The organism is Streptomyces sp. NPDC042002 (genome assembly GCF_055588305.1).
Genome location: NZ_JBVJCT010000041.1, coordinates 14,380 through 34,264, shown reverse-complemented (window position 1 = coordinate 34,264; position 19,885 = coordinate 14,380). Strand labels below are relative to the sequence as shown.

Genomic DNA, 19,885 nt, shown 5'->3' with positions numbered 1-19,885 from the left:
TACGCATTCGTTAGCTCTCCCTCCCCGGAGTCCCCCTGGCGCTGTTCCCTGCTTTTTTCGTGTCCCCCCCCCCCCCCCCTCGGCTCCCCCCCCCCCCCCCCCCCCCCCCCCCCCCCACCGCTGTGACGGACTCGGCGGTGGCCCCCGAGGCCGCTGTCAAGGACTCGGCGACGGCCCCAGGGGAGCCCCGCCCGGCCCCAGGGGAGCCCCGCCCCCAGAAGCGGTTCCTGCGCGAGCTCCTCGGGTTCGGAGCCGTCGGCGTCCTCGCCTACGCGGCCGACCTCGGCCTCTTCGTCTGGCTGCGCGGTCCGGTGGGTCTGGACCCGCTGTCCGCCAAGGCGCTGTCCTTCCTGGCCGGCTGTTCGGTGGCGTACGCCGGAAACGCGCTCGGCACCTACCGGCACACGGCGGCCCGCGGCCCGCGCCAGTACGTGATCTTCTTCGCGGTGAACATCGTGGGCGCGCTCGTGCAACTGCTGTGCCTCGCCGTCAGCCACTACGGTCTCGGGTACACCTCCCCGCGCGCGGACACCGTCTCGGGCGCGGGAATCGGCATGGCACTCGCCACTGTCCTGCGTTTTTGGGGTACCCGGTCACTGGTTTTCCGAGGCGAGGGCAGAGTCGGATCATGGACTGGCTGAAAAGGATTCCCGGCGTGGGCCCCCTGGTCGTGGGCCTGATGGCCACGCACGCGTGGCGGTCGTACGAGCGGCTGGACCGTGTGAAGTGGACACGGCTCGCCGCGGCGATGACCTTCATCAGCTTCGTGGCGCTGTTCCCGCTGCTGACCCTGGCCGCGGCGATCGGGGCCGCCACGCTGAGCGGTCAGCAGCAGAAGGACCTCCAGGACAAGCTCGCCGAGCAGGTGCCGGGCATCTCCGACCAGCTCGACGTCCACAGCCTCGTCCAGAACGCCGGCACGGTCGGGGTCGTCGCGGGCGCCCTGCTGCTGGTCACCGGTATCGGCTGGGTCGGCTCGATGCGGGAGTGCCTGCGCGCGGTCTGGGAGCTGCCCGACAGCGAGGGGAACCCCTTCCTGCGCAAGCTCAAGGACGCCGGCGTCCTCGTCGGGCTGGGCGGCGCCGTGCTGCTCACCGTCGCCGTCTCCACGCTCGCGTCCACGGCGATGGGCTGGTCGGCGCGGCACGTGGGCCTCGACGAGAACGGCTGGGGGAGCACGCTGCTCCAGGTCATCGCCTTCGGGGTGGCCGTGCTCGCCGACTTCCTGGTCCTGCTGTACGTCCTCACGCTGCTGCCAGGCGTCGAGCCGCCGCGCCGTCGGCTGATCGTCGCGGCACTGATCGGCGCCGTCGGGTTCGAGCTGCTCAAGCTGCTGCTCAGCGGCTATATGCGAGGTGTGGCGTCGAAGAGCATGTACGGCGCCTTCGGGGTGCCGATCGCGCTGCTCCTGTGGATCAACTTCACCTCGAAACTGCTCCTGTACTCCGCCGCCTGGACGGCGACGGGAAGCGGGGAGTCGACCAAGGAGGCGGCGGGTCAGGACGACCCCGAGGATCCGGACGAACCGGCCGGCTCACGGGAACCCTCCCAGCCGGAGGAACCGTCCGGGCCGGAGGAACCGTCAGGCTCCGCCGAACCGTCCGGCTCGGAGGGCCGGAGGGCCTAGGGGGCTCCGAAGAACGCGAAGGCTCCGGAGCCCCGGGCGGTCAGCGGCGGCGGCGCATCAGGTCCGGCAGCGGCCAGCGCCGGTTGACCAGGAAGACGCCCGCCGTGAGCAGAACGAGGAAGCCGCCCGTGAGGCCCAGCGCGACGCCGATGCCGCTCGAACCGCCCTTCGTCGCGGCGGTGGAGGCCGCCACCGGCTTCGTGGAGGCGTTCGCGGAGCTCGCGCCGGAGCCCGTGTCGGAGCTCGCACCGGCCGATGCCTTCGCGCCAGGCTGAGCGGTGGTGTCGACATCCTTGGGCGGGACGAGTTCGCCCACCGGCTGGACCTTGTCCGCTGCCTGGAACCCCCAGTCGAGGAGCTGCGCGGCCTCCTTGTAGACCTCGTTGTGCTCCTTCTTCTCCGGGTTCATGACCGTGACGAGCAGCACCTTGCCGCCGCGTTCGGCGACACCCGTGAAGGTGGCGCCCGCGTTGGTGGTGTTGCCGTTCTTCACGCCCGCGATGCCCTGGTACGCGGTGATGTCGCTGTCACCGGTCAGCAGTCGGTTGGTGTTCTTGATCTCGGAGGACGCGCGGCTGTTCGTGCCCTTCTTGTTCCTGGTCGTCGCGCCCGGGAATTTCGCCCGCGCCGTCGAGCAGTACTCCCGGAAGTCCTTCTTCTGGAGACCCGAACGGGCGAACAGCGTCAGGTCGTACGCCGACGACACCTGGCCCGCCGCGTCGTAGCCGTCCGGGCTCACCACGTGCGTGTCGAGGGCCTGGAGGTCCTCGGCGTGCGCCTGCATGTCCCTGACCGTCTCGTCGACGCCGCCGTTCATCGCGGACAGCACGTGCACGGCGTCGTTTCCGGAACGCAGGAAGACACCGAGCCACAGGTCGTGGACGGTGTACGTCTCGTTCTCCTTTATGCCCACCATGCTGGAGTCCGCTCCGATGCCCGCCAGGTCGGAGGAGACCACCTTGTGCGGGGTGGTCCTCGGGAACTTGGGCAGCACCGTGTCGGCGAACAGCATCTTCAGGGTGCTCGCCGGGGGCAGCCGCCAGTGCGCGTTGTGCGCGGCGAGGACGTCGCCCGACTCCGCGTCGGCGACGATCCAGGAACGGGCGGTGATGTCCCCGGGCAGGACGGGGGCGCCGCCGCCCAGGTTCACCTGACTGCCGGGCCGGCCGAGCCGCTCACCGCCGAGGGTCGACATGTTCGCCGGGGGAGTGGCGGACGGCGAGGCCGTGGGGCTCTCCGTCGGGGCCGTGTCGTCGGCGGCGTCGGCGAACGCGGGCGCGGTGAGCGAAAGGGTCAACAAGGTGGCGGAAGCGACCAGAGAGGATCGCCGAATGGTCTTTTTCGAGGCAGACACGATCGAGAAATTACAGGGGTCGTGACCGGAAGTCCCAGCACCGCTCGGGGAAGCCGCCTCGTCCTCTCCACCCCGGCGCCGGATCACGGTGGGCGACGGCGATACTGAACGCATGAAGCTCAGCCGCCCCGTGTCCTGGTTCCTGCTCGCCTTCGGGGTGTGGAGTTGGATCATTTGGGTCACTTTCGTTAAGAACCTGTGGAAAGACGTCAGCGGGCTCGCGTTCGATGGCGCGGGCGACCCGACGGCGTACTTCTGGGTGCATCTGACGCTCGCCGTCGTTTCGTTTGTCTTGGGGACGGTCGTCGGGGTCATCGGGTTGCGCGGCGTACGCGCTTTGCGCCAGACGTCATAACAGGGGATACGGCGGCATGGTCATCTTGTTCGTGTTGGCGGGCGTGGCCGCGCTGGCCGTGCTCGGCGGGCTCCACCGGTATGCCTGGCGACGCCTGGTCCGGGACACCACGGCAGGCCCCGGAGCGGTCCGCCGGGTGGGCACGGCCGTCTTCGTCGCCGGGCCGCTGCTGATGATCGGGGCCGTCGCGAGCGAGCGCGCGGGTGCTCCCTTCTGGCTCCAGCGGACGCTGTCCTGGCCCGGGTTCCTGTGGATGGCGCTGGCCCTCTACCTGCTGCTGGCGCTGCTGGCCGGAGAGGTCGTACGGCCGCTCCTGCGGTGGGCCCTGGAGCGCCGGGCGGCCGGACGGCAGGAGACCGACGGGGCCGCGTCCCCCGCCGTGGCAGAGGAGACGGCCCCGCGCGCGGGCGTACGTTCCCGCTCCGGCGTGTCGCCTTCGGCGGAGCGCGCGGAACAGCCGACACCGGCGGAACAGCCAGAACAGCCAGAACAGCCAGAACAGCCAGAACAGCCAGAACAGTCAGAACAGTCAGAACTGGCTGAAAAATCGGGGCCTGCGGAGTCGGCGGGACCGGCGGAACCGACTGGGGTGCCCGGATCGGCAGGGTCGACCGGAGCCCCCGGAGCGGCGGATGGGGCCGTTCGGTCGCCGTCGCGGCGGGTCTTCGTCTCGCGGGTCGTGGGTGGGGCGGCCGCGGCCGTCGCGGTGGGGACCGTGGGCTACGGGACGTACGGCGTCCTGCGCGGGCCCGCGGTGAAGCGGGTCACCGTGCCGCTCGCCAGACTGCCCCGGTCCGCCCACGGTTTCCGGATCGCCGTCGTGAGCGACATCCACCTGGGGCCGGTGCTCGGGCGCGGGTTCGCCCAGAAGGTCGTCGACACCATCAACTCCACGCAGCCCGACCTGATCGCCGTCGTCGGTGACCTGGTCGACGGCAGCGTGAAGGACCTCGGTCCCGCCGCCGCGCCGCTCGCCCAGCTGCGAGCCCGGCACGGCTCCTACTTCGTCACCGGGAACCACGAGTACTTCTCCGGAGCCGAGCAGTGGATCCGGGAGGTGCGCGAGCTCGGGATCCATCCCCTGGAGAACGCGCGGACCGAGCTGGCCGGATTCGACCTCGCCGGTGTGAACGACCTGCAGGGCGAGAGCGAGGGACAGGGACCCGACTTCGGCAAGGCGCTCGGAGACCGGGACAGGACGCGGGCCTGTGTGCTGCTCGCACATCAGCCGGTGCAGATTCATGAGGCCGTACGCCACGGGGTCGACCTCCAGTTGTCAGGACACACGCACGGCGGGCAGCTGTGGCCGGGAAACTTCGTCGCGGCCGCTACCAATCCCACGCTCGCGGGCCTGGAGCGCTACGGCGACACGCAGTTGTACGTCTCCCGGGGCGCGGGAGCCTGGGGGCCGCCGACCCGGGTCGGCGCGCCCTCGGACATCACGGTCGTCGAGCTGGCCTCGCGCGAAGCCTGAGCGTCCACTGTGAAACGGGCCGGAAATGATCATTTGCGCCGGTCCCGCGCACTCTTCCCGATCCCCTTCCCCGGCTGAAACTCCTGTGGTTAGGTGATCCGCGTCACTAGGGGAGTGGCGTGCGGTGGGCCTGGGGAGGGCACCGATGCGATCGGTTCGCTTATGGATTCTGGCGACGCTGCTCGTCCTGGCGGGCGCGGGTGTGGCCGGCTGGCAGCTGATACCGGCGAAGGAGAACGGCGACCGCACCATCACCGTGGGCACGACGGACGCCGTCACGTCGCTCGACCCGGCCGGTGCCTACGACGCCGGATCCTGGGCCCTGTTCAGCAACGTCTTCCAGTCGCTGCTCACCTTCGAGCCCGGCGGCGCCAAGCCCGTTCCGGATGCCGCCAGGAGCTGCGCGTTCACCGACACGGGGCTGCGCACCTATCGCTGCGCACTCCGTGACGACCTGACGTTCGCGAGCGGGCGCAAGGTGACCGCCGAGGACGTGAAGTTCTCCTTCGACCGCGTCAAGCGCATCAACGACGAGGTGGGTCCCGCCTCCCTCCTCTCCACCCTGGGCAGCGTGGACGCGAGCGGGCAGACCGTCACCTTCCAGCTGTCCTCGCCGGACGCGACCTTCCCGTTCAAGCTCGCGACGGGCGCCGGGTCGATCGTCGACAGCACCCGCTACTCCAGGCACAGCCTGCGCACCGACACGGGCGCCGACGGCACCGGGCCGTACGTCCTGACGGCGTACACGAAGAACACGCGGGCCGTCCTCGACCCCAACCCCCGCTACAAAGGCGCCATCAGCGACCTGGGCAGGCCTGTCGTGCTGCGCTACTACCCCAACTCGCAGGCGCTGGAGGCGGCCCGGAAGGCCAAGGAGCTGGATGTCGCGGCCCGTCAGCTGCCGCCCGCCGTGCTCGCCGCGCTCTCGCCGAGCGACCCCGCGCGGCGCGTCACCGAGGACGAGAGCGCCGAGACCCGCAACCTCGTCCTCAACGTGCGCGCGCGGTCGCCGCTGCACGACCGGCGGGTACGGCAGGCCGTCGCCTCGCTGATCGACCGCGAGGAACTGGTCGGCCGGACGTACAAGGGGACCACCGACGCGCTGTACGGGCTGATCCCGGCCGGGATCACGGGGCACGCGACGTCGTTCTTCGACGACTATCCGCAACCGGACGCCAAGAAGGCGCGGACCCTGCTGACCGAGGCCGGGGTGTCGCCGCCCGTGCGCTTCACCTACGGGTTCGCCGAGGGGCGGGGTGCCGCGGGCGAGGAAGCCGCCGAGCTCAAGCGGCAGTTGGAGGCGAGCGGACTGTTCAAGGTGACGACCGAGGGGTTCGAGTGGACCGAGTTCCAGAAGCGGTACGCGGAGGGCGGCCTGGACGCCTGGGCGGTCGGCTGGGTCGCCGACTATCCCGACGCGGACACCTTCGGCTCTCCGCTCGTCGGCACCGGCAACAGCATGAAGAACGGCTACAGCAACGGAGTTGTCGACCGGCTGATCCAGGAGACCCAGCAGGACGCCGACCGCAGCCGTACGGCGGACGCGTTCCGGCGCCTCCAGCAAGTCGTCGCCCAGGACGTTCCGTTGATTCCCCTGTGGCAGCGCAAGGACTACGTCATCAGCAGCGAGGACATCGGCGGCGGCCAGTATCTGTCCGACGGGACCGGCGTCTTCCGCCTCTGGCAGCTGAGCTGGCTGTAACAACTCCCGTGATTCACGCGACCGTTGTCCTCTGTCTGACACGGCTGCGGGCGGCGGTGACGGCTCTCGCCGTAACCGCCGCCCGCGGATGAGCAGTTGGCCCCTCTACGGGTGCGGAGTGGATCCGTACGCCGTCAGGAAGCGGTCGCGGAACGCGCTCATCTTCCAGACCGGCGTGCTGTGCTGGGGCTGCAGGCCGTCCGCCCAGCCCCAGTCGGCGATCTTGTCGAGCACCTTCGGGTCCTTGGCGACGATCGAGACCGGCACGTCACGGCTGGCGTGGTCGCCGCTGACCCGGGCGATCGGCTGGTGGTCGCCGAGGTAGATCAGCACGGTGTTCTTGTTGCCGTACTTCACCAGGTAGTCGATGAGGCTCGTCACCGAGTACTGGATCGCCTTGCCGTACTCCACCTTCGACTTCTGCGAGCTGGTGATGATGTCCGCGGGCTTCTTGCCGGCCTTCTGGATGGCGTCGTAGATCGATCCGTCGCCCACCTGGTCCTGGGGGACCGTCTTGGGGATCGGTGCCCACGGCTGGTGGCTGGAGGTCAGGATGATCGTCGACATCAGCGGCTTGTCGTGCTTCTTGCTGTGCACCAGGCGCTCGAACGCGGTCAGGGCGTACTGGTCGGGCATGGTCGACCAGCTGAACTTCGGTCCCTTGTAACCGAGATGGTGGGCGTCGTAGAGCTTGTCGATGCCGTAGAACTTCTGCTCGGGCCAGGCCTTCTGGATGCCCGGCATGACGCCGACGGTGTCGTAGTCGCCGGTCTTCTTGAAGGCGCTGGGCAGGGTCAGATGGTCGCCCGCGGTCACGGTGCGGTAGCGCTGCTGGTTGTTGATCCACAGGCCCGACAGGAACGTCGAGTGGCCGAGCCAGCTGCTGCCGCCGTATGTCGCCGAGGTGAGCCAGCCGCTCTTCGCCGCGAAACCGGCCTGGGTCAGCTTCTTGTTCTCCGAGGTCAGGGTCGCGTCGACGCCCGGTGCCATGACCGGGTCCTCGATGGCGCTGCGGCCGTAGCTCTCGATGAACGTGATGATCATGTCCTTGCCGCGCAGATCGGTGAGGAGCTGGCTGGGCGGCGTGTTCGCGAAGTCGTCCTTCTTGGAGATCTTGGCGAACTCGGCTTCGTCCCGCAGCGTCTGCCGTACCGCCGACGCCCGGTCCTGGACGACCAGTGCGACGTGCTCGGAGGCGATGGGCACCCCGGTGTACTGCACGCCGAGCGCCGCGCAGGTGACCCAGGCGATGGCCATGACGAGCGTCGTGCGGGTCGCCGTCTCGGTGTTCCGGGCCACCAGGTTGCCCAGCCGGACGACCGACAGCGTCATGAGGACCAGTACGGCGATCACGAGCGCCACGACCAGGGCCGCGATACCGAGCGCGCCGTCCTTGCCGAACGTGTCCTGGAGGTAGGACTGCGCGTCGCTGAAGAGCGACCAGTCGAGGACGACGTTGAAGCCTCGCCCGAGGTATTCGTTGAAGCCGATGTCCAGGATGTTCAGGATGGTCAGGACGCCCAGGCCGAGCCCGGCGAACACCGTCACGGCGATCCGCGGCTTGCGGGGCAGCACGATCAGCAGCGCGGCGCCGAAGATCGCCTCCACCGGGAGACGCAGGAACTCGGCCGGCTGGAACTTGTCCGCGTGGCTCGGCATGAGCAGCGCGAACAGGACGAGTGCGGCGGCGAGGAGGGTCGTGGTCCAGGCGAGGGTGCGGGCGGCGACGGGATACCGGTCCCGCCACCCGCGCCACCGGCCGCGCACGGGCGGCTCGTCCCCCGGAGGCTCCTCCCCGTCACCGGCCCCGTCCCCGGCGGGGCCGTCCGGGCCGTCCTCGGACGGGCCCGAGGCGTCGACGGTGTCCGCGCCGACCTCGGCGTGCTCATCGGTCACGGTCGCGGTTATGGTCCCGTTCCCGGTCGAGACCGCTTCGGCGGCGCTGTCGGCGGGGGCGTCGGCTGCCGCACCCGCCGCCTCGGCCGGGCTTTCGGCCTCGTGGTCCGTGCCGGCGCTGGTCCCGGCAGGGGCTATCGGCTCAGCGGAAGCCGCTTCCGCCGAAGTCTCTTCCGGGGCCTCGGCCTCGGTCTCGGCGGAGGGGGCGTCGGGCTCGGACTCGGAGAGGGGCTTCTGCTCAGCGGAGTTGGCTTCCGCCGGAGGTTCGGCCGGGTCCTCGGGGTGGGTGGAGGCGGCCCCCTCGGTCGGCGCGGCCGGGGCTGTCGCGCCGGTCGGGGTGATCTCGGGGGCCGCTTCGGCCGCTGCCTCTCCCTCGCCCGAGGCGGCGGCGTCCTCATCCGTATCCGTGGCCGAATCCGTGGCCCTATCCGAATCCGCGTCCGTCCCCGTCTCCGAGGTCGCGTCCGCGAGCGGCTCCGGCGCCGGCTCGTCGCGCGGAGGCGCCTCGTCCGTGTTCGGCAGCTGTCGAGAGTTCGTTTTGAACGACAACCCGGCGGTCCTTCCGTGCGGTGCGCGGTGGTGGCGTGGCGGACCGTCGAATGAGACCGATTCGCCCTCATCGTGGTGTACGGGACCGCGGCGGCCCGTGTTCAACCGCCTGGGTCAGCTTCTGCCCAAGTCCGTTCCCGCAGGTCACGGCGGTGCGAGCGAGGCCGTCCCGGCCCGCCCGGCAGACCCGGGAGCGTCACCGGCCGTCACCGCCCCCACCCCGCGGATGCCGGCACACTCGCCCCACCAGTGCCGACGGACTCACCGCACGGGCGCCCGGGGTCACACCCCACCGACGGTCGGCACCCTCACCTCACCGGCACCCTCACCTCACCGGCAGCGTCACCGTCACCGCCAGGCCCTCGCCCGGTGCCGTCCGTACCGCCACGGTGCCCCCGTGTGCCCTCACCACGCCCTGCACGATCGCCAGGCCGAGCCCGCTGCCCGCGGCGCCGCCGGCCCGGAAGAAGCGGTCGAAGATGCGCGCCGCGTCCTCCTCCGCGAGCCCGGGACCCTTGTCCGCGACACACAGCCGTATGACACCGTCCGCGCGCTCCAGAGCGAGCCGCACGGGCACGTCGTCGGGCGTGTGGGTGCGCACGTTGCCCACGAGATTGCCCAGCACCTGCCGCAGCCCCGACTCGTCGGCCTGCACGAGCAGCGTGCCGTCGGCGCCCACGGTCACCGGGCGGCCGGGCTGCTGGGCGCGCAGGTCCTCGGCCGCGTCCCGCACGAGCCGGCTCAGGTCGACGCTCCTGAACCGCAGTTCGGGCCGCTGGTCGAGACGGGCCAGGGTCAGCAGCTCGTCGACCAGCCGGCCCATGCGGTCGGCCTCCGCGTTCATCCGGTCCCAGGCCCGCTTGCGCTCGACGGGATCGGTCAGCATCCCCTTCTCGTAGAGCTGGAGGTAGCCGCGTATCGCCGCCAGCGGTGTGCGCAGCTCGTGCGAGGCGTCCCCGACGAACCGGCGCAGCTGGGCGGCGCTGTGCTCGCGCGTCCGGTAGGCCGACTCGACCTGGTGCAGCATGGAGTTGAGCGCGAGCCGCAGCTGCTCGACCTCCTGGGTCGGATGATGACTGGAGGGCACGCGCCGGGTCAGATCCCCCTCGGCGATGGCCGACGAGGTCTCCACCATGGCCTCCAGCGGCAGCATCCGGCGGCGCACGCTGAACATCGTCAGGCACGCGAGCAGCGCCAACAGCCCGGTGCCCACGGTCAGATCGAGCTTGAGCGCCTTCGCGACGCCCTTGTGCAGTCCGTCGGTCGAGGTGGCGAACAGGACGTACGTCCCGTCGGCGAGCCGTGCCCCGGTCGCCCGGTAGGCGGCGCCGCGCACGGTGATGTCGCGCGGGTCGCCGGCGCGGGCGAGGGCGCCCGGGTCGTCCACGGCGGCGGCGAACGCCCGCTGCGTCTCGGTGGGTTGGTAGCCGGCCACCTCGACGGCCGCGCCGTGCCGGTCGACGGCCGCGAAGATCGAGTCCGGCTTCGGCGACTCGTCCACCGCGGGCCCGATCCGGTCGCGTACGAACGCGAGGGCGCTCAGCGAGTCGATCTGGCTCATGGTGAGCTGCGAAACGCCCAGCGACTCCCGGGTCTTGGCGAGCTGCGTGTCCACCTGGTCGAGCAGATAGTGCCGCATGCCCATCAGGCTCACGGCGGTCGCCACCACGATGCCCAGGGCCAGGAGTCCCACGTTCGCGATGGTCAGCTTGCCGCGCAGCGAATGCACGCCGTGTCTGTGGCGCGGTGGGCGGCAGCCGGGCCGGACGGGCGGGTTCACGCGAGTCCGTATCCGACGCCCCGGCGGGTCTGGATCACCGGCGGCCCCAGCGGTTCGAGCTTGCGCCGCAGATAACTGATGTACGTCTCCACGACCGTCGACTCGGCCGAGTGCTCGTACTGCCATACATGGCGCAGGAGTTGCTCCTTGGGCACGATCCGCCCGCCGTTGCGGACGAGGAAGCGCAGCAGCGCGTACTCGGTGGGGGTGAGTTCGACCGTGGTGCCCGCGCGGTGGACGCGGTACGTCGTCTCGTCCAGCTCCAGGTCGCCGTAGCGCAGGGGCGGGCGCTGCGGCAGGACGTCGTCGGCCCGCGTGCGGCGAAGGACGGCGGTGATCCGGGCGACGACCTCGTCGATGTTGAACGGCTTGGTGATGTAGTCGTCGCCGAAGCCGAGCGCGCCGACGATCTCGGCGGGCGCGTCCCGCGCGGTGAGGAAGACGACCGCCAGGTCGGGCTGCCGGAGCCGCAGTTCACGGCCGAGGGCCCGGCCGTCGCCGTCCGGGAGCATCACGTCGAGCAGCGCCGCGTCGGGGCGGGTGCGCTCGGCGAGGGTGAGCGCCTCGCGGACGGTGCCCGCGGCCATCACCTCGAAGCGGTGGTAGCGCAGCGCGATGGTGAGGACGTCCGCGATGCTCGGCTCGTCCTCGACGACGAGGACGGTGGCTCCCTCGTGAGCGGTCATGCCCCCCAGTATCGGCGGGGCCACCGACAGCGGGAGGCGTTCGCGCCTTGGAGTTCCTTGAGAGTCATGGGCGGGTCATGTCCAGGCGCGTGTGTGGCCGCCAATCCTGTTGCCCAGGACCTGGGGGACCGACCGACTAAGGAGCGTTGAACGTGGCGGCATTGGCACGGTGGTGCTATCGGCACCGGCTGGTGGTCCTGTTGCTGTGGGTGGGTGCGCTGTTCGGTCTCGGCTTCGCGGCGACCACCGCGGGCACGGACTACGCGAACGTGTTCTCCCTCCCGAACACGGACTCCAAGCGTGCGTACGACCAGATGGAGAAGGCCTTCCCGAACAGCGCGGGGGACACCGACACGGTGGTGTGGAAGGTCGACGCGGGCACGGTCAGGGACGCCTCCGTGCGCTCCCGGATCCAGCCCGTGCTGGACGAGATCGCCGGTATGAAGGGCGTGGGCCAGGTCGCGGGCCCGTACCAGGGGGCGCGGGGGGCCGCGCAGATCAGCCGGAACGGCAGGATCGCGTACGCCCAGATCACCTTCGCCGAGCAGGCGAACGCCGTCCCCAAGGACCTGGTGCAGAAGGTCGTCGACACCGCGCAGGGCGCCGAACGCGGCGGACTCCAGGTGGAGTTGGGCGGTCAGGCGATCCAGCGCGTACAGGAACCGCCCACCGGGCTCGCCGAGATGGTCGGCATCCTGGCCGCGGCCGTGGTGCTCTTCCTCGCCTTCGGTTCGTTCTTCGCGATGCTGCTGCCGATCGGTATCGCGATCTTCGGGGTCGGTACGGGGCTGTTCTCCACGCAGTTGCTCAGCCACTCCACGGCCATCCCGGACCTGGCCCCGCTGCTGGCCACCCTGATCGGCCTCGGTGTCGGCATCGACTACGCGCTGTTCATCGTCACCCGGCACCGGCGCGGCATCCTGCGCGGACTGGCGCCGGAGGAGTCGGCGGTCGTCGCCCTCAACACCTCGGGCCGGGCCGTGCTGTTCGCGGGCGGCACGGTGTGCATCGCGCTCGCCGGCATGCTGGTGACGAACCTCCGCTTCCTGGACGGCGTGGTCATCGGCACCTCCCTCACCGTCGTGTTCAGCGTGCTCGCGGCCACCACCCTGCTGCCGGCGCTCCTCGGCCTTCTCGGCACCCGGGTGCTCAGCCGCCGCCAGCGGCGCAAGCTGGCGGCGCAGGGGCCCGAACCGGAGCGGGCGAGCGGGGCCGCGGCCCGCTGGTCGACGAACGTGCAGCGCCGCCCCCGTACGATCGCCGCCCTCGCGCTGGTCGTGATGGCGATCCTCGCGATCCCGGTCCTGTCGCTGCACCTAGGCGCCACCGACCAGGGCAACGACGACGCCACGACGACGACCAGGAAGGCCTACGACCTGCTCGCCGAGGGCTTCGGGCCCGGCTTCAACGGCCCCTTGCAGGTGGTCGTGACCGACGGTGACGCGGGCGCCCTGGTGAAGGACATCGGCGGCACGCCCGGAGTCGCCGCGGTCGCCGCGCTGCCGCCCGCGCACGGTGTGACGGTGATCCAGGTGGTGCCGACGACCTCACCGCAGTCGACGAGGACCGACCAGCTCATCGACACCCTGCGGGACCGGGTGATCCCGGACGCCGGGGTGACGGCCCATGTCGGTGGTGTCACCGCCGTGTCGAAGGACTTCGCCACCATCACCGGCGACCGGCTGCCCTACTTCGTCGCCACGATCATCGGCCTCGGCTTCCTGCTCCTGCTGATCGCCTTCCGCTCCCTGGTGGTCCCGCTGACGGCCGCGCTGATGAACCTGATCGCCGCCGCCGCGTCCTTCGGCGTCCTCGTCGCGATCTTCCAGTGGGGCTGGGGCCTGAGTCTGCTGGGTCTCGGCAAGGAGGGCCCGATCAACGCCTTCCTGCCCGTCATCATGCTCTCGCTCCTCTTCGGCCTCTCCATGGACTACCAGGTGTTCCTGGTGAGCCGTATGCACGAGGAATGGGTGCACACGAAGGACAACGCGCGCGCGGTGCGGGTCGGTCTGGCCGAGACCGGCCGGGTCATCAACTCCGCGGCCCTGATCATGGTGTGCGTCTTCCTCGCCTTCGTCCTGAGCGGCGACTCGGGAGCGGCGATGGCGGGCGTCGGCCTCGCGGCCGCGGTCGCCCTGGACGCCTTCATCCTCCGTACGGCCCTGGTCCCCGCCGCGATGCACCTGCTCGGCGACTCCAACTGGTGGCTGCCCGCGGGTCTGGACAAGCGGCTGCCGCACCTGGCGGTGGAACCGGCCGAGGAGTCCTCCGAGGACGCGGCTCCCGTCGCGGGCGGCGCGTCGGCCGTCCACGGCTTCGTCCGCGACGCGGAGGGCGTGCCCGTCGACGGAGCGGTCCTGACCCTGCTGTCCAAGGGCGGCCGTCAACTGGACCGGGTGACCTCGCTGGCCGACGGTTCGTACATCGTCTCGGTGCCCGCCCCGGGGACGTATCTGCTGTCGGCGACGGCCCGTTCGTACGGGGTACGGGCACGGCATGTGGTCGTCACGGAGGAACCGCTGGTGCACGACGTGGAGCTGGCGGAGGGAGAGGTGGACGCCGACGCGGTCAACTGAGGCCGGACGCCTGACCGTCCCGACGTAAGGGGTGTCCGTAAGGGGTGTCCGCCTGGCGGGCGCCCCTTACTCCGTCTTCTTGGCCGGGTCGGGCAGGGCCTTCGTCATTCCCGGCAGGAAGTCCGTGAACAGCTCGTGCACCTCGTGGACGAGGGGCCGCAGAAGACGGAAACGGGACAGCTGGACGCCGCGGGCGGTGAGGCGCGCCCCGCGCTCGGCCAGCCGGTAGCTGCGCTCGCGGCTCTCCGTACGGTCGAAGACCCAGTACAGGACGAGCCCCATCTGGGAGAGCCACATCAGCTCGGGCAGCACCTCGCGCAGTTCCTCGGGCACCTTGGTCTTCGCCCCGGCCAGCACCTCCTTGTGGACGCTGATGGCCTCCACGCGCGCGTGCTCCGACTCGGGGGAGAAGGGGCTGAGCGGACTGTCCGGGTCGGCGGCGTTCTTGAAGAACTGCACGGCGAACTCGTGGTACGGCGTGGCGATGTCCAGCCACACCCTCAGCACGCCGCCCAGCCGGGCCTCCAGGTCCGTCTCACGGTCCAGCACCTCCCGGACCGCCTCCCGGTGTTCGGCGGCGATCCGGTCGTAGAAGCCCTGGATCAGGTGCTCCTTGCCGGCGAAGTAGTAGTACGCGTTCCCGACGGAGACCCCGGCCTCCTGGGCGATGGCCCGCATCGTCGTCTTGTCGTACCCCCGCTCCTGGAAGAGCCGCATCGCGGTCTCCAGGATCAGGGCCCGGGTCTGCTCGCTCTTGGCCGGGCTCTTCGCCGTCTCCTTGCCCGGGGACTCGGAGGGCTCGGCGGGCTCGGAGGACCCGATGGGGCCGGGGCTGTCTGTCGGTGCTGGCACGGGACGAGCCTAACGAGTGGGAACGGTCGGACATGCGCCGCTGTCGCAGGCGGGGGGTACGTACGTCCATCCCGCGGCCGGGTCGTAGCTCCACCCGTCGCCCCACTGGTACGCGCCACCGCCCCACCGCCGGGACGTCCGTGACGCCCGCGCCTCGCGCCACTTGGCGGCGGCGAGGGTGGCGCCCCTGGCCAGCCTGGCACCCGTGGGAGTGCTCAGCCGATGCGCCAGCGCCCGGTGGTCGCGCAGCGCCCACAGGGTGACGACCCAGGCGGCGGAGCCCTGGTACACCTGCCCGCCGTCGCCCACCACGGTGATCTCGTCCAGGGTGGCGCGGTGATCGAGCCGCGGGAAGCGCCGGGCGGCCTCCTCGGAGCCCGCCGGTACGAACCGGAGCGGTACGAGTTGCGCCTGCCCGGCGAGCCACTGCTTCAGGAAGGCGCACAGCGAACAGCGCGCGTCGTAGAGGACGGTGAGCCCGAGGACCGGGACGCGCGGGGCGCCCCGGTCCCGGGTGGCTGAGGTGCCGGCCACCGGTCTCACGCCCCGACCGTGGGGGCGACCCAGTCCGTCGGCTGCACCGGCGGCAGCTGCTCACGCTCCATGACACCCCGCCGCCGGATCTTGTTGAGCGCGTAGACGTTCCCCAGGTGCATGACGCCGAGCACCAGCAGGACGACGCCCAGCTTGGTCGACAGGGCTTCGAAGATCTCGCGGGCGTTGGAGATCTCGTCGCTCTGGTGCAGATAGAGCGCGACGAAGCCCAGGTTGACGAGGTAGAAGCCCACCACCAGCAGATGGTTGACGGCGTCGGCGAGCTTCTCGTTGCCGTGCAGGACGTCCGCCAGGAAGATCCGTCCGTTGTGGCTCAGCGTGCGTGCCACCCAGACCGTCAGCGCGATGCTGACCAGCAGATAGATGACGTACGCGACGACCGTGAGGTCCATGGTCCCACCCCTTCTTGCCATTCTTGAACGCGTTCAAAACGCTGTCTGGGATGAATGTAGACCTGCTTTTGAACATGTTCAAGTCGGATCCCGTGAACGGATCGGCCGCGCTCGGGCCGCGGTGCGTCAGCGCCACGTCGGGGGGGGGGGGGGGGGGGGGGGGGGGGGGGGGGGGTGGGGGGGGGGGAGGGGGGGGGGGGGGGGGGGGGGGGGGGGGGGGGGGGGGGGGGGTAAAAGTACCCCACCACCCCCCCCCCCCCCCCCCCCCCCCCCCCCCCCCCCCCCCCCCCCCCCCCCCCCCCCCCCCCCCCTCTCAAGGTGGGCCGTCGAGGTGGACCGGGTCTATCGCTGTGCCCCGCGGGCCAGTTCGGGGCGCTTGGTGTAGTCGGTCAGGCCGATGACGTTGCCCCAGGGGTCCGCGATCTCGACGGTCCAGCCGGTGGCGCCGGGGAAGGGCTCGTCGAGGGGCGCGACACCCGCGGCGGTCAGCGAGCGGGCCGCGGCGCGGGCGTCCGGCACCTCCAGCCACAGCCGCGGCGACGCCCACGGCGGCGGTCGGTGACCCAACTCCTCGTCCAGCCGCAGCAGTACGCCCGGCGTCTCCTTGCCCACCTTCAACAGCGCGATCCCGGCCTCGTCGAGCCGGAAGGCCGGCGGAAACCCGGCACGCTCGTAGAAGCCCACGGCCTCACCGAGATTCCCGACGGGCAGCAGTACGTTGTCGAGTCCGAGCAGCTCGTATGACACGTCGTCTGACATGCCATCAGATTAGGAGCGGGCCGCGGGACGACGGGGAAGGGCTGACCGCAGGCCGAACATGTGATCACCCATTGAGGCGAAGCGCCTCCCGTTCCCCCTGGGTACGCCGTCGAAGTGGTCTCGCCCGACTCACGCGAACGCGACCGGGAGGTCAAACCCCGCAAGTACGCCGAGGCCGGGGTCCCGCACTTCCGGCGGGTCGAACAGGACGAGGACAAGGGCCTGCCCGTCGTGTACGTCTACGAGCTCGACGCGGCCACCAAGTCGTACGGCCTCACCGGAATCCTCCACGACCGCATCAAGGCCACCGTCCCCTTCGAGATCGAGATCGATCTGACGGCCGTCGACAAGCGGAGGGGTGGTTCGGCGCCGACGGCGGAGACAGAGCGGGAGGGCTGATCCGGGCTCGGTGACCGATTGTCAGTGGTGGCTCGTACTCTCGTCGGCATGGGAATGGTGACGTTCGTCGACGAGACGACCAGTGGGGGCCGGGGCGCCGGCTGGGGGATCGAGATCGCCGAGGAGCGGCTCGCGGTGCGCGAGTTGATCCGGCGGCGGGTCTTCCAGGAGGTCGCCGAGCACAACGCGCGCATGCCGGAGGTCTTCCAGGGACTCGTGCGGCCCGAGGACACCGAGCGGGTGCTGAACGGCTACGCGCTGCGCACCCCCCGCCGGATAGACCCCGAGGCCCAGAGCGAGCTGGCGCTCAAGGCCTTCGCGGGGAACGGCTTCCTGGTGCTCGTGGGGGAGCGCCAGGTGACCGACCCCGACGAGGAGATCGAGTTGGTCCTGGGCACCGAGGTCACCTTCCTCAAGCTCGTCGCGCTGGTAGGGGGATGACGATGGCCGACACCAAGACGCATCTGGGGTGGATCCGCTCGCAGGCGGCCGACGGCAACATGGGCGGGCTCGCCACCGACCTCCTCAGGGCCGCACTGGTCAACACGGGCCAATGGGGCAGCGGCTGGGACGAGATCCTCGACCTGCTGGTCGCGCTCCCCGCCGACCAGCGGGAAAGGCTGACCGGCGCCCTGGCGGAGGGCTATCACACGGTCGGCGGCAGATCGGAACCCCGCAACCACGTGCTGACCATGCTCGCCGCCATCTCCCACGGCCTCCCGGAGTACCCGCTCGCCGACGAGCGGGCGAGGCAACTCGCCGAACTCGGCAGGCAGAACACCGTCTGGTACGCGACGCGGATGGACGTCCTGGCCGAGGCCGAACTGGCGGCCGGCCGCACACTGGACCCGGCCGTGGTCGCGGTCTTCCGCCGCACGGGCATGGACACCTACCGCCGCGAGTCCGTTGCCGCCCTGATGAAGAAGCTCACGGAGCCCGTGCTCAACGTCGGTGAGGAATGGGCCGAGCAGGCTATGAGGGACGCCTCCGCCCCCGACTGGCAGGCTCTGCTCGTCCATCTGGTGACAGCCACCGCCTCCAAGCCCTCCGCCAAGTGGGACCGGCAGGCCCACGCCCTCGTCGAAGCCCTCGGCGCCGACCGGGTCCGCGCCGCCGCTCTGTCCTGGCTCGCCCTCGTCGGCCGCCCTCGCACCCACCCGCTGGAGCCCAGGTCGTACGAGGCGGACATCAACAGCACCTATGACCCGTACAACGCCAACGCCCTGCGCGGCCTCGCCTGGCTGGTCTCCGTGCTGCCGCCCCACCCCGACACCGCCCGGGCCCTCGGCGCACTCGTCGAGACGTCCCTCAAGAAGGTCAGCGGACTGGGCCCGCGCAATCCGAAGGTCGCCAACGCCGGTGTGATCGCGCTCTCCCGAATCGACGGCGAGGCCGCCCTGGCCGAACTGGCCCGGCTGGCCACCCGGGTGACGTACAAGGCCACGGCCAAGCTCATCGACGGATTCCTCGGGGCGAAGGCCACCGCCCTCGGTCTGACCCGGGAGGAGATCGAGGAACTGGCCGTCCCGGCCTACGGGCTCGCCGACGTCGGGCAGGCGCGTCACGAACTCGGTGAGACCACCGCGCTTCTCGACATCCAGGGCTCACGCGCCGTGCTGAGCTGGCACACCGCGAGCGGCAAGGCAGTCAAGAGCGTGCCCGCCGCCGTGCGGCGCGACCACGCCGAAGAGCTCAAGGAGCTCAAGGCGGCGGTCAAGGACATCGACAAGACGCTGTCCGCCCAGACCGAGCGTCTGGACCGGCAGTTCCTCGCCCGGCGCACCTGGGCGTACGACACCTGGCGCGAGCGCTACCTCGACCACCCGCTCGTCGGCACCCTCGCCCGCCGGCTCCTGTGGACGGTCGACGGCACACCGGTCGGGTTCGCGAACGGTGAGCTGTCCACCCTCACCGACGACCCGGTGAAGGACGGTACGGAGGTCGCCCTCTGGCACCCGGTCGGCCGTGAGCCCGCCGAGGTCGTCGCCTGGCGGGACTGGCTGGAGCGGCACGAGATCACCCAGCCCTTCAAGCAGGCCCACCGGGAGGTGTACCTCCTCACCGAGGCCGAACGCGCGACGGACACGTACTCGAACCGCTTCGCGGCCCACGTCGTGCGCCAGCACCAGTTCAACTCCCTGGCCGCGGTCAGGGGCTGGCGCAACAAGCTCCGCCTCTGCGTCGACGACGAGGCGCCCCCGGCCACCCGGGAGCTGCCCCAGTGGGGGCTGCGCGCCGAGTACTGGATCACGGGCGACGGCGAGTACGGCGACGACACCACCGACTCCGGCAGCTATCTGCGGCTGCGCACCGACCAGGTGCGCTTCTATCCGCTCGACGCCCCCGAGAACTCGGCGCACTGCTACGGCGGCGAGTACCGCATGCGGTCGCGGGGCGGCGAGGACCCGGTGGAGCCCCTGCCCCTCACCGGGATCCCGCCGCTCGTTCTGTCCGAAGTCCTGCGTGACGTCGACCTGTTCGTCGGTGTCTCCAGCGTCGGCAACGACCCGGCCTGGCAGGACGGCGGCCCCGGCGGCCGCTTCCAGGAGTACTGGACGTCGTACGGCTTCGGCGATCTGACGGAGACCGCGCAGACCCGCCGCGTCCTGCTCGAGCGCCTGATCCCCCGGCTGGCGATAGCCGACCGCTGCACGCTGGAGGGCCGCTTCCTGCACGTGAAGGGCGAGCGCCACACGTACAGGATCCACCTGGGTTCGGGCAACATCCTGATGAGCCCGAACGACCAGTACCTGTGCATCGTCCCGAAGTCCGCCGCGGGCGGGCCCCAGGCCGGGTATCTGCCGTTCGAGGGGGACCGGATGCTGGCGGTGATCCTCAGCAAGGCGACGCTGCTTGCGGACGACCTCCGGATCACGGATCCGACGATCCTCGGTCAGCTGTGACCGGGGCCGCCACCGGCCCGACCAGA

At 70.9% G+C, this 19,885-nt stretch carries 16 protein-coding genes and 1 pseudogene; 9 read left to right on the top strand and 8 right to left on the bottom strand.

Annotated elements, in window-relative coordinates; all coding sequences use genetic code 11:
- Window positions 1–227: 227 nt before the first annotated feature.
- Together ACZ6KY_RS35925 and ACZ6KY_RS35920 are read left to right on the top strand one after the other, a co-directional pair.
- Window positions 228–641 (top strand): GtrA family protein, encoded by a 414-nt coding sequence (locus ACZ6KY_RS35925; protein WP_469314477.1) that lies wholly within the window; start codon window positions 228–230, stop codon window positions 639–641.
- Entirely contained in the window at window positions 629–1,627 is a 999-nt protein-coding gene (locus tag ACZ6KY_RS35920; RefSeq protein ID WP_469314447.1) for a YihY/virulence factor BrkB family protein, read from the top strand. Before ACZ6KY_RS35925 ends, ACZ6KY_RS35920 begins: the two co-directional genes overlap by 13 nt.
- Window positions 1,628–1,667: 40 nt before the next feature.
- On the opposite strand, the gene ACZ6KY_RS35915 is transcribed toward ACZ6KY_RS35920, so the two are convergent.
- Window positions 1,668–2,981, bottom strand: a complete 1,314-nt coding sequence (locus tag ACZ6KY_RS35915) for a D-alanyl-D-alanine carboxypeptidase family protein (protein WP_469314446.1) — start codon at window positions 2,979–2,981, stop codon at window positions 1,668–1,670.
- Between the two features lie 112 nt (window positions 2,982–3,093).
- On the opposite strand from ACZ6KY_RS35915, the gene ACZ6KY_RS35910 reads away from it, so the two are divergent.
- The 3 genes from ACZ6KY_RS35910 (at window position 3,094) to ACZ6KY_RS35900 (ending at window position 6,512) form a co-directional block, all read left to right on the top strand.
- On the top strand, window positions 3,094–3,336 hold the full coding sequence (locus tag ACZ6KY_RS35910; protein WP_469314445.1) for an SCO4848 family membrane protein: 243 nt from the start codon (window positions 3,094–3,096) through the stop codon (window positions 3,334–3,336).
- 16 nt (window positions 3,337–3,352) lie between these two features.
- Window positions 3,353–4,810 (top strand): metallophosphoesterase, encoded by a 1,458-nt coding sequence (locus tag ACZ6KY_RS35905; RefSeq protein WP_469314444.1) that lies wholly within the window; start codon window positions 3,353–3,355, stop codon window positions 4,808–4,810.
- Between the two features lie 145 nt (window positions 4,811–4,955).
- A complete protein-coding gene (locus ACZ6KY_RS35900; RefSeq protein WP_469314443.1) occupies window positions 4,956–6,512 on the top strand; it encodes an ABC transporter substrate-binding protein in 1,557 nt (518 codons plus the stop codon).
- A gap of 105 nt (window positions 6,513–6,617) precedes the next feature.
- Here the strand turns inward: ACZ6KY_RS35900 and ACZ6KY_RS35895 are convergent, their stop codons facing one another.
- The 3 genes from ACZ6KY_RS35895 to ACZ6KY_RS35885 all read right to left on the bottom strand — a co-directional run bounded on the left by ACZ6KY_RS35895 (window position 6,618) and on the right by ACZ6KY_RS35885 (window position 11,423).
- The gene (locus ACZ6KY_RS35895; protein WP_469314442.1) at window positions 6,618–8,957 is read right to left on the bottom strand and encodes a sulfatase-like hydrolase/transferase; all 2,340 of its coding nucleotides are present in this window, start codon (window positions 8,955–8,957) and stop codon (window positions 6,618–6,620) included.
- 325 nt (window positions 8,958–9,282) lie between these two features.
- On the bottom strand, window positions 9,283–10,686 hold the full coding sequence (locus tag ACZ6KY_RS35890; protein WP_469314441.1) for a sensor histidine kinase: 1,404 nt from the start codon (window positions 10,684–10,686) through the stop codon (window positions 9,283–9,285).
- A gap of 47 nt (window positions 10,687–10,733) precedes the next feature.
- On the bottom strand, window positions 10,734–11,423 hold the full coding sequence (locus tag ACZ6KY_RS35885) for a response regulator transcription factor (RefSeq protein WP_469314440.1): 690 nt from the start codon (window positions 11,421–11,423) through the stop codon (window positions 10,734–10,736).
- Between the two features lie 161 nt (window positions 11,424–11,584).
- Here ACZ6KY_RS35885 and ACZ6KY_RS35880 point away from each other — a divergent pair, with 161 nt between their 5' ends.
- The gene (locus ACZ6KY_RS35880; RefSeq protein WP_469314476.1) at window positions 11,585–13,999 is read left to right on the top strand and encodes an MMPL family transporter; all 2,415 of its coding nucleotides are present in this window, start codon (window positions 11,585–11,587) and stop codon (window positions 13,997–13,999) included.
- A 66-nt stretch (window positions 14,000–14,065) separates the two neighbouring features.
- On the opposite strand, the gene ACZ6KY_RS35875 is transcribed toward ACZ6KY_RS35880, so the two are convergent.
- The 4 genes from ACZ6KY_RS35875 to ACZ6KY_RS35860 form a co-directional block, all read right to left on the bottom strand.
- A complete protein-coding gene (locus tag ACZ6KY_RS35875) occupies window positions 14,066–14,821 on the bottom strand; it encodes a TetR/AcrR family transcriptional regulator (RefSeq protein ID WP_469314475.1) in 756 nt (251 codons plus the stop codon).
- 39 nt (window positions 14,822–14,860) lie between these two features.
- Entirely contained in the window at window positions 14,861–15,385 is a 525-nt protein-coding gene (locus tag ACZ6KY_RS35870) for a thiol-disulfide oxidoreductase DCC family protein (RefSeq protein WP_469314474.1), read from the bottom strand.
- A gap of 5 nt (window positions 15,386–15,390) precedes the next feature.
- On the bottom strand, window positions 15,391–15,798 hold the full coding sequence (locus ACZ6KY_RS35865) for a hypothetical protein (RefSeq protein ID WP_469314439.1): 408 nt from the start codon (window positions 15,796–15,798) through the stop codon (window positions 15,391–15,393).
- Between the two features lie 342 nt (window positions 15,799–16,140).
- Complete coding sequence (locus ACZ6KY_RS35860) at window positions 16,141–16,557, bottom strand: VOC family protein (protein WP_469314438.1); 417 nt, start codon at window positions 16,555–16,557, stop codon at window positions 16,141–16,143.
- 93 nt (window positions 16,558–16,650) lie between these two features.
- On the opposite strand from ACZ6KY_RS35860, the pseudogene ACZ6KY_RS35855 reads away from it, so the two are divergent.
- From ACZ6KY_RS35855 to ACZ6KY_RS35845, 3 genes and pseudogenes are all read left to right on the top strand, one after another.
- Window positions 16,651–16,956: pseudogene (locus ACZ6KY_RS35855) on the top strand (Uma2 family endonuclease); the annotation flags it as partial.
- 48 nt (window positions 16,957–17,004) lie between these two features.
- Window positions 17,005–17,397 (top strand): hypothetical protein, encoded by a 393-nt coding sequence (locus ACZ6KY_RS35850; protein ID WP_469314437.1) that lies wholly within the window; start codon window positions 17,005–17,007, stop codon window positions 17,395–17,397.
- Window positions 17,394–19,859: a DUF4132 domain-containing protein gene (locus tag ACZ6KY_RS35845; RefSeq protein WP_469314436.1), complete on the top strand. Its 2,466-nt coding sequence runs from the start codon at window positions 17,394–17,396 to the stop codon at window positions 19,857–19,859. Before ACZ6KY_RS35850 ends, ACZ6KY_RS35845 begins: the two co-directional genes overlap by 4 nt.
- Window positions 19,860–19,885: the final 26 nt, after the last annotated feature.

Bases quoted from the DNA above. Each gene is read 5' to 3' on its own strand.
- ACZ6KY_RS35920 (WP_469314447.1), top strand. From the start codon at position 629: ATGGACTGGCTGAAAAGGATTCCCGGCGTGGGCCCCCTGGTCGTGGGC.
- ACZ6KY_RS35910 (WP_469314445.1), top strand. From the start codon at position 3,094: ATGAAGCTCAGCCGCCCCGTGTCCTGGTTCCTGCTCGCCTTCGGGGTG.
- ACZ6KY_RS35905 (WP_469314444.1), top strand. From the start codon at position 3,353: ATGGTCATCTTGTTCGTGTTGGCGGGCGTGGCCGCGCTGGCCGTGCTC.
- ACZ6KY_RS35900 (WP_469314443.1), top strand. From the start codon at position 4,956: ATGCGATCGGTTCGCTTATGGATTCTGGCGACGCTGCTCGTCCTGGCG.
- ACZ6KY_RS35885 (WP_469314440.1), bottom strand. From the start codon at position 11,423: ATGACCGCTCACGAGGGAGCCACCGTCCTCGTCGTCGAGGACGAGCCG.
- ACZ6KY_RS35865 (WP_469314439.1), bottom strand. From the start codon at position 15,798: ATGGACCTCACGGTCGTCGCGTACGTCATCTATCTGCTGGTCAGCATC.
- ACZ6KY_RS35860 (WP_469314438.1), bottom strand. From the start codon at position 16,557: ATGTCAGACGACGTGTCATACGAGCTGCTCGGACTCGACAACGTACTG.
- ACZ6KY_RS35850 (WP_469314437.1), top strand. From the start codon at position 17,005: ATGGGAATGGTGACGTTCGTCGACGAGACGACCAGTGGGGGCCGGGGC.
- ACZ6KY_RS35845 (WP_469314436.1), top strand. From the start codon at position 17,394: ATGACGATGGCCGACACCAAGACGCATCTGGGGTGGATCCGCTCGCAG.